We start from the raw sequence: 12,907 nt of genomic DNA on the forward strand, positions 1-12,907 counted from the left end.
AACCGGATTATCAGCCCTCGCCCATTCACCGCACACTGGCAGATCTGCGAGGTAGGCGGTCAACTTGTGGTCCGGCGCTTATGGCTTGTCACTTGCCCACAAGGCTATACTTGCCGGTTTCCGAATCAATGCCACAGGTTCCCGCCGCGCATGGACAAGACTTACCAGCCGCACGCCATCGAAACTTCCTGGTACCAGACCTGGGAGTCAGAGAACTATTTCGCCCCTCAAGGCGCGGGTGACTCGTACACCATCATGATCCCGCCGCCGAACGTCACCGGCAGTCTGCACATGGGCCACGGTTTCAACAACGCGATCATGGATGCCCTGATACGTTTCCGTCGCATGCAGGGTCGCAACACGCTGTGGCAGCCAGGCACCGACCACGCGGGCATCGCCACGCAGATGCTGGTGGAGCGCCGCCTTGAAGCGCAGGGTGTGAACCGTCACGAGCTGGGTCGCGAGAAGTTTCTGGACAAGGTCTGGGAATGGAAAGCCGAGTCCGGGGGCAACATCAGCCGTCAGATTCGTCGTCTGGGCTCGTCAGTTGACTGGAGCCGCGAGCGCTTCACCATGGACGACGGCCTGTCCGACGCCGTGAAAGAAGCCTTTGTACGCCTGCACGAAGACGGCCTGATTTACCGCGGCAAGCGCCTGGTGAACTGGGACACCAAGCTGCACACGGCCATTTCCGACCTTGAAGTGGAAAACCACGACGAGAAAGGCAATCTGTGGAACCTGCGCTATCCACTGGCCGACGGCGCAAAAACCGCTGAAGGCCTGGATTACCTGATTGTTGCAACCACCCGCCCGGAAACCATGCTCGGTGATGCTGCGGTGGCGGTTAACCCGCAGGACGAGCGCTACAAGGCGCTGATCGGCAAGTTTGTCGAGCTGCCGCTGGTGGGTCGTCGCATCCCGATCATTGCCGACGATTATTGCGACCCGGAATTCGGCACCGGCTGCGTGAAAATCACTCCAGCCCACGACTTCAACGACTATGAAGTCGGCAAGCGCCATAACCTGCCGCTGCTGAACATCTTCGACAAGAACGCCGCCGTGCTGCCTGCCGCTCAGGTGTTCAACCTCGATGGCACGCTGAACGACACCGTCGACGGCACCCTGCCTGCCGAGTATGCAGGCCTGGATCGCTTCGAAGCCCGCAAACGCATCGTAGCCGCCTTCGATGCCGCAGACCTTCTGGTCAGCGTCGACGATCACGCCCTGAAAGTCCCGAAAGGCGACCGCTCCGGCACCATCATCGAGCCGTGGCTGACCGACCAGTGGTACGTCTCCACCAAGCCACTGGCAGAACCCGCCATCGCTGCCGTTGAAGACGGGCGCATCGCCTTCGTGCCCAAGCAGTACGAAAACATGTATTTCTCGTGGATGCGCGACATCCAGGACTGGTGCATCAGCCGTCAACTCTGGTGGGGCCATCGCATTCCGGCCTGGTACGACGAGTCGGGCAAGGTCTATGTCGGTCGCGACGAAGCCGAAGTGCGTGCCAAGCACAATCTGGGGCCGGACGTTGCGCTGCAACAGGACAACGACGTACTCGATACCTGGTTCAGTTCGGGCCTTTGGACCTTCTCCACACTCGGCTGGCCTGAAAAGACCGAAGCGCTGAAAACCTTCCACTCCACCGACGTGCTGGTCACCGGCTTCGACATCATCTTCTTCTGGGTCGCCCGGATGATCATGCTCACCATGCACCTGGTGAAAAACGAAGACGGTACGCCGCAAGTGCCGTTCAAGACTGTCTATGTGCATGGTCTGGTGCGTGATGGCCAAGGCCAGAAGATGTCCAAGTCCAAAGGCAACGTACTGGACCCGCTGGACATCGTCGACGGTATCGATCTGGAAACTCTGGTGCAGAAACGCACCAGCGGTCTGATGCAGCCGCAACTGGCCAAAAAGATCGAGAAGCAGACCCGTCAGGAATTCGCCGACGGCATCGCCAGCTACGGCACCGACGCCTTGCGCTTCACGTTCTGCTCGCTGGCGTCCACCGGCCGCGACATCAAGTTCGACATGGGCCGCGTCGAAGGCTATCGCAACTTCTGCAACAAGATCTGGAACGCGGCGCGCTACGTGCTCGACAAGGGCGAAGACTGCGGTCAGAACGGCGAAGCCGTCGAACTCTCCCTGGCGGATCGCTGGATCATTTCGCAGTTGCAACGCACCGAAGCCGAAGTGACCCGTCAACTCGACCAGTTCCGCTTCGACCTTGCTGCACAGGCGCTGTACGAGTTCATATGGAACCAGTACTGCGACTGGTACCTGGAACTGTCCAAGCCCGTGCTGTGGGACGAGACCGCACCGGTCGAGCGTCAGCGTGGCACTCGTCGCACGCTGGTGCGCGTGCTGGAAGTCGCGCTGCGTCTGGCGCATCCGTTCATGCCGTTCATCACCGAAGAAATCTGGCAGCGCCTTGCGCCGCTGGCAGGCGTCGAAGGCAAGACCATCATGCTGCAGGCGTGGCCGGTGGCCAACGAGGCACGCATCGATCAGGCTGCCGAAGACGACATCGAATGGCTCAAGGGGTTGATGCTGGCGGTACGTAACATTCGCGGCGAGATGAACATCGGTCCGGGCAAGCCGCTGCAGTTGTTCCTCAAGAACGTCACCGCCGAAGACCAGCGTCGCCTGAGCGAAAACGATTACCTGCTCAGGAAACTGGCCAAACTGGAGTCCATGACCGTGCTGACCGACGGTGCCGAAGCGCCATTGTCTGCGACCGCTCTGGTCGGCGACATGGAAGTGCTGGTGCCGATGGCCGGACTGATCGACAAGGGCGCAGAGCTTGCGCGCCTGGACAAGGAGATCCAGCGCCTGCAGGGCGAAGTGCAACGCGTGGGCGGCAAGCTGTCCAACGCCGCGTTCGTCGACAAGGCGCCGCCTGAAGTCATCGCCAAGGAACGCGCCAAGCTGACCGAAGCCGAACAGGCTCTGGGCAAGCTGGCCGAGCAACACGCGCGTATCGCCAGTCTGTAAACGCAAGCCACCAGCCCCACAAGGGGCTGGTTGAGCTGAAATCTTCAGGAGCGCGCTTGCGCGCTCCTGCCGGGCTCAGCATTCGCATCCTCAGAGCAACGCCTTCCATGACCACGCCTGACAAACCCAAACCTCCCCGCAAAAAACCCCAGCGCAACGTCAAGCCTGCGCCACCCCGTGAAAAAGCCACGCTGCACCCGCGCAACCGGCATCAGGGCCACTACGATTTTCCCAAACTGATCAAGTCCAGCCCGGAGCTGGCGACGTTCGTGATCCTCAACCCCTATGGCAAGGAAAGCATCGACTTCGCCAACCCACAGGCCGTGCGGGTGTTCAACCGTGCGCTGCTCAAGGCGTTCTACGGCATCGCCCATTGGGATATCCCGGCGGATTACCTGTGCCCGCCCATTCCGGGTCGTGCCGACTATCTGCATTTTCTCGCCGACCTGCTGGCCGAGGGCAATGGCGGCGAAATCCCGCGGGGCGCGTCCGTGAAGGCACTGGACATCGGGACCGGTGCCAACTGCATCTATCCGCTGCTGGGGCACAGTGACTACGGCTGGCATTTCGTGGGTTCGGACATCGACAGCACAGCGCTTGCGGCGGCGACCACCATCGTCAAAGCCAACAACCTGCACAAGGCCATCAGCGTGCGCCTGCAGGCCAATCGCAAGCACATCCTGTCAGGGCTGCTGGACAGCGCCGAACGCTTCGACGTGAGCCTCTGCAACCCGCCATTCCACGCTTCGCTGGATGAGGCGCAACGTGGCAGCCAGCGCAAGTGGCGCGCCCTTGGCAAGGCCGATCCAAAACGCAAACTGCCGGTGCTCAACTTTGGCGGGCAATCTCAGGAGCTGTGGTGCGAAGGCGGCGAGATCGGTTTCGTCACTCAACTGATCCAGGAGAGCACACTGATGCCGGCTCAGGTGCTTTGGTTCAGCACCCTGGTGTCCAAGGCGTCGAACCTGCCACCGATTCAAAGCGCTCTCAAAAAAGCCGGGGCGCTGGAGGTCAGAGTGGTGGAAATGGGTCAGGGACAGAAACAGAGCCGTTTTGTGGCCTGGACCTTTCTGGACAAGGCGCAGCAGAACGCATGGCGGCAGACGACAGTTTCGTGATGAAGAAGATGTTGCCTGCGGTTTGAAGTGCGTGTGACGTCAAGAGCGGACGCAGCGCCAGTGTGCCCGTGCACTGATCGCGCCCTTCGCTGCGCGTGCGCATGCAGCTCGTGACGCTCCTGCAGGAGCGGGAGCGATCAAACATGCGCCCATACGCCTACAAAAAAGCCGTGCCCGGTTATCCGGTGCACGGCTTTTTCAACAGCAAGCGTGGGCTTACTTGTTGATTGCGTCGGTCAGCACTTTGGCTGGTACGAACTTGACGACTTTCTTGGCAGCGATTTCGATGGCTGCGCCAGTCGAAGGGTTACGGCCAGTACGAGCTGGACGCTCGCTTACTTTCAGCTTGCCGATGCCTGGCAGGGTGATTTCTGCGCCGTTTTCCAATTGGTCGGCAACAATTTGGCCCAATTGCTCAAGAGCATTACGCGCGGTGGTTTTTGGCGCGTCGATAGCTTCAGCGATATCGGCGATCAATTGGTCTTTAGTAAGAGCCATGGTGGTGTTCCTTCCCTATCAAATTCATTTGGATTGCAGAGCGCAACGTCGGCCAGTAGCCAGGCAATAAACCTGGCCACCCGCTAGCAGCCACGATTAATCGCGAAATGTAGATACTGAAACCGGATATTGGTTCGGCCTACGCGTACTCAAACTGCATGCTTGGCGCGCTAAGCTGCACAAGACCGCGCAAAACTAGCACAGAGCCGGGTAAATATCCGCCTCTACCTATCCTTTTGGTCAGCTTTTAACATTAATTGTGCAGTAATTAACCAGCTGCAGCGCCAGTACAGCGAAAACCAACCCCTTCAAGGCCATTGCACGCAAGCCTGCGTTACACTAACGCCCTTGCACCGAGCTGCACGCTCTTCATCTTTTTCCAGCCGAGAAGCCCATGCCGATCCGTCATTGCATCGTCCACCTGATCGACAAGAAACCCGACGGTACGCCCGCTGTTCTCCATGCACGCGACTCCGAACTCGCTGAGTCCCAGGCCATCGAGAACATGCTGGCCGACCTCAACGAAAACTACAACGCCAAGCAGGGCAAGGCCTGGGGGCTGTTCCACGCCGAATCCGGGGCGCATCCCTTCAGCGGCTGGCTGAAGGAATACCTGGAGGGCGGCAAGGACTTCACCGCGTTTTCCCGCGTGGCCGTGGAGCATCTGCAGAAGCTGATGGAAGAGTCCAACCTGTCGGTTGGCGGTCATGTTCTGTTCGCTCACTATCAGCAAGGCATGACCGACTACATGGCCATCGCCCTGCTGCATCATAGTGAAGGCGTGGCCGTGAATGACGAGCTGGACGTGACCCCGTCGCGTCATCTGGATCTGGGTCAGCTGCACCTCGCGGCGCGGATCAACATCTCGGAGTGGCAGAACAACAAACAGTCCAAGCAGTACATCTCCTTCATCAAGGGCAAGAACGGCAAGAAGGTTTCGGAGTACTTTCGCGATTTCATCGGCTGTCAGGAAGGCGTCGACGGGCCGGGCGAAACCCGCACCCTGCTCAAGGCCTTCAGCGATTTCGTCGAAAGCGAAGACCTGCCCGAGGATTCGGCTCGCGAGAAGACCAAGACCCTGGTCGACTACGCCAGCAGCCAGAGCAAGATGGGCGAGCCGATGGGCCTGGAGGAATTGTCCGAGTTGATCGATGAGGAGCGTCCGCGAGCGTTCTACGACCACATTCGCAACAAGGACTACGGCCTGTCGCCAGAGATCCCGGCGGATAAGCGCACGCTCAACCAGTTCCGCCGTTTCACCGGTCGTGCCGAGGGACTGTCGATCAGTTTCGAAGCGCATCTGCTGGGCGACAAGATCGAGTACGACGAAACGGCGGGCACGCTGATCATCAAAGGCCTGCCGACCCAGCTGACCGATCAGTTGAAGCGGCGGTAACCGAAATGCTGATGCGCACGCTCAGGAAGGTCGCCCTGATCATGCTGGTGGTGGTGATCTATCAGAACCTGGGCACGATCGAGAACTTCGTCAACCCGCCGCCTGCCAGCGTTGCGCAAAGCTACCGCCAGGCGAAGGTGGTGATGTACGCGACCGAATGGTGCGGTTACTGCAAACAGACCCGCCGCTTCCTCGACAGCAAAGGTATTCCCTATCAGGAATACGACATCGAGAAATCCGAGGAAGGCCGCAAGGCGTATGAGGCACTGGGTGGACGCGGCATCCCGTTGATCGATGTCAACGGCACCCTCATTCGCGGCTTTGCACCGGATGAGATATTGGCGGCGCTTGAATAGATTCTGATCGTGCCAACGCTCCGCGTCCACGCTCGAACGTGACGCGGAGCGCCACGATCCCCACGCGGAGCGATGGGAACGATCAGTTGACGCTTACCGCTTCTCGATCCTGAACCCCAGCCGCGGGAAGTGCACATGCACTACACCCGCTCGATCATCCTCGCGGCGCAGGATCAGCTCGTCGCTTCCTGCAAACACCAGCTCACCTTCCACGGCATCAACACCGTAATCGGTTGCCGAAATTGCCACCTGATCGCCTGCCTTGAAGCCGTTGGGGTCAACGAACGCCTCGTCGGGCAGCGCTGCCGGCGTGGCATTTCGGGCTGTCTCGATGGCCTCGGCCGAACTCAGGTCGCTGTGCGCGCCGTGACCAAAGCCCAGCACACGAGCCAGCCAGCCACTGACCCCGGGATAGTTATCCACAAACGGCGCCGTCACAGGCGTCTGTTTGAGGAACCACAAGGTGTGCGCCACGCTGAAATCGGCAATAGAGGGCTCACCGAACAGGAAGTCGCCATTGCGCGACAGCTGCAACTCCAGGCGTGCCATGAGCGCAGGCCACTGGTGCTTGGCCTGCTCGGCGCTCAGGCGCACTGCGCTGCCTCCAGAGAACAGTGATGAACGATCTGCAACGAACGCCTTGGCAGCCTCGGGCGGGACCTTGGCAAAGCGCACGGCCAGCGATTCAGGCTGAAACACCAGACTGACCGCGTGCATGAACAGCACCGAATCGCCCCACGCCGCAAGGCCGGCAACGGTGAATTCCTGCCCTTGCGGGTAGAACGTCGGCGAAACCTTTTCCTGCTCCAGACGGCGCGCCATCAAGGCGGTGTCGCAATAGATATCCGCACCCACCTGCAACACCGGCGTCCTGCGATAACCGCCAGTCAGCGCGGTCAGATCAGGTTTGGGCATTATCGAGGGAATGGTCACGGAGCGCCAGGAAAGCCCCTTGAAACCCAGCATCAGACGTGCTTTTTCGGCAAACAGCGAGGTGGGGTAATGGTGAAGAATCAACTCGGACATGTTCAGCCTCAGGGCGCGTGAAAAGCAGACAGCTTACCCCGCACCTCCCTGCCAGCCTACCGCCTCAGGTGGATGGCACGACATCACGCTCATGGATCGACACCGGAACCGGCACACCTTTGTAGCTGGCAGCCAGTACTTCTTTGGCCGTTTTGCGCAGCTTCTTGATCAGCCGTTCATGGCGTAACGCCTCACCCTTGCTGACGTGCCGCTCGACATAGACCAGCGCCACGGCCGGGCTTGAACAGAAAAAGCGAGCACCCTTGCCGCTCTGGTGGGCGGCAAAACGTCGGACCGGGTCATCACTGATGCCGCAGTACAACGATCCATTGGCAGCGCGCACCAGATAGACAAACCATGGCTTGTGGATCACCGGCTCGTTTGCCGAATCGGGGGTGACTGCACATGACTCAGGCACGGCGGCTCTCGGTAAAGGTTTTCAGACCTTTCTGCGCCTGGCCGCGAATCGCGTTCTGCACCATCGGCGTCCAGCCCAGCAGCAGGCCTTTGGCACCCAGTGCCTGACGCGACCAGCGCCACAGGTCGAAGTGGTCGTGATGCTCGCAGATCAGGCCGTCGCGAAACACGAAGCGCGCCTGAATCTCGTTGATCACCGTGCGTCCGGTCTGGCTGAACAGGTAAGTCGCCACCCAGTGAGCGCTACCGGAGCGATCATCGGCGCGCACCTGATCGAACACCACCGAGAAGTCTTTGGCCCGTGAGGTCAGCATGCGCCACATGTCGCCCGCCTGACGACCGCGCAACTCGCCAAACACAGGATCACTGAACAGCACATCGTCGGTGTAGCAGGCGCTCATCGCTTCGGCGTCCAACTGCGCGAACGCCTCGTAAAAGCGGGTGATCAGAGCGCTGTTGGCCTGACTGTCTTCTTCATAACTCATGCGTGCAGATCCCTTGGCAAAAGATGCGTGCACGATAAGCGGCAAACGCGTCGTGAGCTACCAACATTTAGCAAACAAATAAGGTTATTGGACTTTCTCACTGCTGACCTGCACATACAGCGAGCGACCCGCGCCCATACCCGCGATCATGGCGCCCACGCCCAGCACGGCGAAGATCCAGCCAATCGCATTCCAGTTGCCGGTCACGTCATGTACGACACCGACCGCAAACGGCCCCATCGAGGCGATGGTGTAACCAAAACCTTGCGCCATGCTCGACAGATTGGAGGCCACGTGTGAATCGCGCGAGCGCAGCACGATCAGCGCCAGTGCCAGACTGAACGTACCGCCCTGCCCCAGCCCCAGCAGAATCGCCCAGCCCCACAGACCTTCCAGCGGCGCATAAAGGCAGCCGAACAGTCCGGTGAGGGTCAGGGACATGACCAGCATGATCGCCAGCCGCTGATCCTTGCCCCGTGTCGCCAGCCAGGGGGCACTCAACGCGCTGATGACCTGCACGATGATCGAGCCCGACAGCAGCAGGCCGGCCTGGGTGGGCGTCATGCCGCGACCGATCAGGATCGACGGCAGCCAGCCGAACACGATGTAGGACAGCGAAGATTGCAGGCCCATGTACAGCGTCACTTGCCAGGCCAGCCGATCACGCAGCAAGCCTTTGACCCGGTAGACGTCGCGATGCGTGCCATGCTTTTCGCCGGCCTGTGGCAACCAGAACAGCGCGGCGATCACCGCCGGAATCAGCCAGAACCCCAGACCGATCTGCCAACTGTCGCCGAAATAATGGCTGAGGGGCACGGTCGAACCTGCTGCAATCGCCGCCCCCAGACACAGCGCCATGGTGTAGACGCCCGTCATGGCATCCGCCTGTTTCGGAAAGTCGCGCTTGACGATTCCCGGCAGCAGCACGCCGATGATGCCGATGCTTGCACCCGCCATCAGACTGCCCGTAAACAGTCCGAACTCACCGAAAAGACTGCGCACGGCCAGACCTGATGCGAGCATGAGCAGAATCACCAGAACGACCCGCTCGCTGCCGAAACGCCGCGCAAGAATCGGTGCCAGCGGCGCGAACAGGCCCAGGCACAGCACCGGCAAGGTGGTCAGCAGGCCTGCTTCGGCAGCCGACATGTCCAGACTGTCGGAAACGTTATTGAGCAAGGGCGCGATGCTGGACAACGCGGGGCGCAGGTTAAGAGCCACCAGCACCAGACCCAGCAGCAACAGCCAGGGGCGCTTTAGGATCGAATGAGTCGGGGCAGTGGCAGAGTCGGGGCTGGGTTGAGCCTTGGCAGTCATCAATTTCTCGGCAATCAGGTATGTCGACCCGTTACAGGGGGCAAGTATCCTGTTGGAGAACGCTATGGAATACAAGGTTCAGGCCAGATTGCATACAAACGCAGCCATGCGCCAAAAATGAAAAAACCGGGCACAAGGCCCGGTTTTCCGTGTTGCGACTGCCGACTCAGTGAATGATCTGGCTGAGGAACAGCTTGGTACGGTCGCTTTGCGGGTTGTCGAAGAAGTCGTTCGGCGCAGCCTGTTCGACGATTTCACCCTTGTCCATGAAGATCACCCGGTTCGCCACGGTGCGGGCAAAGCCCATTTCGTGGGTCACGCACAGCATGGTCATGCCTTCTTCAGCCAGGCCTACCATGGTGTCGAGTACTTCCTTGACCATTTCCGGATCGAGTGCCGAGGTCGGCTCGTCGAACAGCATGATCTTGGGTTTCATGCACAGCGCACGGGCAATTGCCACGCGCTGCTGCTGACCGCCGGAGAGTTGGCCGGGAAATTTATGCGCCTGCTCTGGAATGCGTACGCGCTCCAGGTAATGCATGGCGATTTCTTCGGCTTTCTTCTTTGGCATCTTACGAACCCACATCGGTGCCAGCGTGCAGTTCTGCAGGATGGTCAGGTGCGGGAACAGGTTGAAATGCTGAAACACCATGCCGACTTCACGGCGGATGGTTTCGATCTGCTTCAGGTCCGAGGTCAGCTCGGTGCCATCGACGATGATCCGGCCCTGCTGGTGCTCTTCCAGACGGTTCAGGCAGCGGATGGTCGTCGACTTGCCCGAGCCAGACGGGCCGCACAATACGATACGCTCGCCCTGACGCACATTCAGGTTGATGTCCTTGAGCACGTGGAACTGGCCGTACCACTTGTGGACGCCCTCCATGCGGATCATGCCTTCAGCGCCCAGAGGCTTGGTGATAACTTCACTCATGTCAAAACTCCTAACGCTTGTGGCCTGTGTCCAGCTTACGTTCCAAATGCATGGAATAGCGGGACATACCGAAACAGAAGATCCAGAACACCAGGGCCGCGAAGACATAGCCTTCGGTGGCCATACCCAGCCATGACGGGTCGGCGGTGGCTTGCTTGACGCTGTTGAGCAGGTCGAACAGGCCGATGATGATCACAAGGCTCGTGTCCTTGAACAGGGCAATGAAGGTATTCACGATGCCGGGAATGACCATCTTCAATGCCTGCGGCAGGATCACCAGCCCCATGCTGCGCCAGTAACCCAGGCCCATTGCAGCGGCGGCCTCGTACTGACCCTTTGGAATCGCCTGCATGCCACCGCGCACCACTTCGGCGACGTAGGCCGACTGGAACAGGATGACGCCGATCAGCGCTCGCAGCAGCTTGTCGAAGTTCATGCCTTCAGGCATGAACAGCGGCAGCATGACCGAGGACATGAACAGCACCGTGATCAACGGCACGCCGCGCCAGAACTCGATGAACGTCACGCACACCACGCGCACGGCCGGCATGTTGGAGCGACGCCCCAGCGCCAGCAGAATGCCCAGCGGTAACGCACCGGCGATACCGACCGTGGCGATGACCAGCGTCAGCATCAGGCCGCCCCACTGACTGGTCGGTACGGTGCTCAGACCGAACGCGCCACCGTGCAGCAGGTAGAAAGCAACGACCGGGTAGATCACCAGGTATGCGATACCGTAAATGGCCTTGCGCGGGAATTTCGAAATGAACAGCGGTGCAGCACCCACAATGGCGAGGATGGCGGTCAGATCGACCCTCCAGCGCAATTCGGTGGGGAAGTATCCATACATGAACTGGCCGAAGCGCTGCTGAACGAAAACCCAGCAGGCGCCAGCCTTGGTGCAATCTTCCTTGGTGGTGCCGATCCAGTTCGCATCCAGCAGTGCCCAACTGATCATCGGCGGGACAATCAGATAGATCAGGTACAGCGACAGCAGCGTGAGAATCGTGTTGATCCAGCTGGAGAACAGGTTCTGCCGCATCCACGCCATCGGGCCGAACACTTTGCCCGGCGGTGGCATATCAGGTTTGAAAGTATGGGTTGTCATGCGCGTTTCCTCACCGCTCGATCAGCGCAATGCGCTTGTTGTACCAGTTCATCAGCAGGGAAATGCTGATACTGATCGCCAGGTACACGCTCATGGTGATGGCAATGACTTCAATCGCCTGCCCGGTCTGGTTGAGCACCGTACCGGCAAACAGGGAAACCATTTCCGGATAACCGATGGCCGCCGCCAGCGAAGAGTTCTTCGCCAGGTTCAGGAACTGACTGGTCAACGGCGGAATGATCACTCGCAGAGCCTGCGGGATGATGACCTTGCGCAGCGTAGGACCCGGACGCAGCCCCAGCGAACGGGCGGCTTCAGTCTGACCATGGCTGACCGACTTGATGCCGGAACGCACGATTTCGGCGATGAACGCCGCAGTGTAGATAGTCAGTGCCAGCGTCAGCGAGATCAGCTCGGGAATCAGTACCCAGCCACCCGTGAAGTTGAAGCCCTTGAGTTGTGGCAGTTCCCAATGCACAGGGCTGCCGAACACCAACATGCTCAGCCCGGGAATGACCAGCAGCAAGGCCAGGGCAGTCCAGAACTTGTGAAACGGCTGACCGGTGGCTTCAAAACGCTTGTTGGCCCAACGCACCATCATCACCACGGCAACGATGGCGATCAGCACACTGACCAGAAACGCAATCATGCCTTCGGCCGGCATTGCTCGGGGCATGTTCAGGCCACGACTGCTGACGAAGAACATGTCGAAGTAGCCATGGGCCTGACGTGGCCCGGGAAGCGTCAGGAAGACCGCCGTGTACCAGAACAGGATCTGCAGCAGTGGCGGGATATTGCGAAAGACTTCCACATACACCGTGGCCAGCTTGCTGATCATCCAGTTCGGAGACAGACGGGCAACACCGATGATGAAGCCCAGCAAAGTCGCCAGGATGATACCGATGACCGAGACCAGCAGGGTGTTGAGCAGGCCGATGACAAACACGCGGGCATAGCTGTCCGCCTCGCTGTAATCGATCAGATGCTGGGCAATGCCGAAGCCGGCACTGCGCTCAAGAAAGCCAAAACCGGAGGTGATACCCCGATGCTGGAGGTTGGTCTGGGTGTTGTCGAACATGAACCAGCCCAACGAGACCACCGCAATGACAGTGATGATCTGAAACAACCACGCGCGCACTTTCGGATCGCTCAGAGTGAGCTTTTGCTTGGGTGCGACGATTTGCTTTTCCATGAAATGCCCCAGGAAAAATCCAACAGAACAACGCCCGACAGGCTGGGAAGCCTGCCGGGCGCCGGG

At 59.7% G+C, this 12,907-nt stretch carries 12 protein-coding genes; 4 read left to right on the forward strand and 8 right to left on the reverse strand.

What is annotated here, in order from left to right:
- The first annotated feature begins 150 nt into the window (after positions 1–150).
- A complete protein-coding gene (locus tag KDX39_RS06890; protein ID WP_231659810.1) occupies positions 151–2,997 on the forward strand; it encodes a valine--tRNA ligase in 2,847 nt (948 codons plus the stop codon).
- Positions 2,998–3,104: 107 nt separating this feature from the next.
- Positions 3,105–4,115, forward strand: coding sequence for a 23S rRNA (adenine(1618)-N(6))-methyltransferase RlmF (gene rlmF, locus KDX39_RS06895; protein WP_231659945.1), 1,011 nt, complete (start codon positions 3,105–3,107; stop codon positions 4,113–4,115).
- 216 nt (positions 4,116–4,331) lie between these two features.
- On the opposite strand, the gene KDX39_RS06900 is transcribed toward rlmF, so the two are convergent.
- On the reverse strand, positions 4,332–4,613 hold the full coding sequence (locus KDX39_RS06900; protein WP_099226846.1) for an HU family DNA-binding protein: 282 nt from the start codon (positions 4,611–4,613) through the stop codon (positions 4,332–4,334).
- A gap of 394 nt (positions 4,614–5,007) precedes the next feature.
- Here KDX39_RS06900 and yejK point away from each other — a divergent pair, with 394 nt between their 5' ends.
- Both yejK and KDX39_RS06910 read left to right on the forward strand, forming a co-directional pair.
- Positions 5,008–6,009: a nucleoid-associated protein YejK gene (gene yejK / locus KDX39_RS06905; protein WP_004882927.1), complete on the forward strand. Its 1,002-nt coding sequence runs from the start codon at positions 5,008–5,010 to the stop codon at positions 6,007–6,009.
- 5 nt (positions 6,010–6,014) lie between these two features.
- The gene (locus KDX39_RS06910) at positions 6,015–6,365 is read left to right on the forward strand and encodes a glutaredoxin family protein (protein ID WP_231659811.1); all 351 of its coding nucleotides are present in this window, start codon (positions 6,015–6,017) and stop codon (positions 6,363–6,365) included.
- 93 nt (positions 6,366–6,458) lie between these two features.
- Here the strand turns inward: KDX39_RS06910 and KDX39_RS06915 are convergent, their stop codons facing one another.
- From KDX39_RS06915 to KDX39_RS06945, 7 genes are all read right to left on the reverse strand, one after another.
- Positions 6,459–7,391, reverse strand: a complete 933-nt coding sequence (locus KDX39_RS06915) for a glutathione S-transferase family protein (protein WP_231659812.1) — start codon at positions 7,389–7,391, stop codon at positions 6,459–6,461.
- Positions 7,392–7,455: 64 nt separating this feature from the next.
- Positions 7,456–7,809 (reverse strand): GIY-YIG nuclease family protein, encoded by a 354-nt coding sequence (locus tag KDX39_RS06920; protein ID WP_231659813.1) that lies wholly within the window; start codon positions 7,807–7,809, stop codon positions 7,456–7,458.
- Positions 7,802–8,293: a nuclear transport factor 2 family protein gene (locus tag KDX39_RS06925; protein WP_231659814.1), complete on the reverse strand. Its 492-nt coding sequence runs from the start codon at positions 8,291–8,293 to the stop codon at positions 7,802–7,804. The genes KDX39_RS06920 and KDX39_RS06925 overlap by 8 nt, the downstream gene beginning before the upstream one ends.
- A gap of 84 nt (positions 8,294–8,377) precedes the next feature.
- Positions 8,378–9,610: a CynX/NimT family MFS transporter gene (locus KDX39_RS06930; protein ID WP_231659815.1), complete on the reverse strand. Its 1,233-nt coding sequence runs from the start codon at positions 9,608–9,610 to the stop codon at positions 8,378–8,380.
- A gap of 166 nt (positions 9,611–9,776) precedes the next feature.
- Complete coding sequence (locus tag KDX39_RS06935; protein WP_004886196.1) at positions 9,777–10,541, reverse strand: amino acid ABC transporter ATP-binding protein; 765 nt, start codon at positions 10,539–10,541, stop codon at positions 9,777–9,779.
- A 10-nt stretch (positions 10,542–10,551) separates the two neighbouring features.
- Complete coding sequence (locus tag KDX39_RS06940) at positions 10,552–11,649, reverse strand: amino acid ABC transporter permease (RefSeq protein ID WP_099226853.1); 1,098 nt, start codon at positions 11,647–11,649, stop codon at positions 10,552–10,554.
- A 10-nt stretch (positions 11,650–11,659) separates the two neighbouring features.
- A complete protein-coding gene (locus KDX39_RS06945; protein ID WP_231659816.1) occupies positions 11,660–12,841 on the reverse strand; it encodes an amino acid ABC transporter permease in 1,182 nt (393 codons plus the stop codon).
- Positions 12,842–12,907: the final 66 nt, after the last annotated feature.

It is taken from the genome of Pseudomonas sp. CDFA 610 (assembly GCF_021147865.1).
Classification (GTDB): domain Bacteria; phylum Pseudomonadota; class Gammaproteobacteria; order Pseudomonadales; family Pseudomonadaceae; genus Aquipseudomonas; species Aquipseudomonas alliivorans.

Coding starts and splice junctions, on each gene's coding strand:
- KDX39_RS06890 (WP_231659810.1), top strand. CDS start 151: ATGGACAAGACTTACCAGCCGCACGCCATCGAAACTTCCTGGTACCAG.
- rlmF (WP_231659945.1), top strand. CDS start 3,105: ATGACCACGCCTGACAAACCCAAACCTCCCCGCAAAAAACCCCAGCGC.
- KDX39_RS06900 (WP_099226846.1), bottom strand. CDS start 4,613: ATGGCTCTTACTAAAGACCAATTGATCGCCGATATCGCTGAAGCTATC.
- yejK (WP_004882927.1), top strand. CDS start 5,008: ATGCCGATCCGTCATTGCATCGTCCACCTGATCGACAAGAAACCCGAC.
- KDX39_RS06910 (WP_231659811.1), top strand. CDS start 6,015: ATGCTGATGCGCACGCTCAGGAAGGTCGCCCTGATCATGCTGGTGGTG.
- KDX39_RS06915 (WP_231659812.1), bottom strand. CDS start 7,391: ATGTCCGAGTTGATTCTTCACCATTACCCCACCTCGCTGTTTGCCGAA.
- KDX39_RS06925 (WP_231659814.1), bottom strand. CDS start 8,293: ATGAGTTATGAAGAAGACAGTCAGGCCAACAGCGCTCTGATCACCCGC.
- KDX39_RS06930 (WP_231659815.1), bottom strand. CDS start 9,610: ATGACTGCCAAGGCTCAACCCAGCCCCGACTCTGCCACTGCCCCGACT.
- KDX39_RS06935 (WP_004886196.1), bottom strand. CDS start 10,541: ATGAGTGAAGTTATCACCAAGCCTCTGGGCGCTGAAGGCATGATCCGC.
- KDX39_RS06940 (WP_099226853.1), bottom strand. CDS start 11,649: ATGACAACCCATACTTTCAAACCTGATATGCCACCGCCGGGCAAAGTG.
- KDX39_RS06945 (WP_231659816.1), bottom strand. CDS start 12,841: ATGGAAAAGCAAATCGTCGCACCCAAGCAAAAGCTCACTCTGAGCGAT.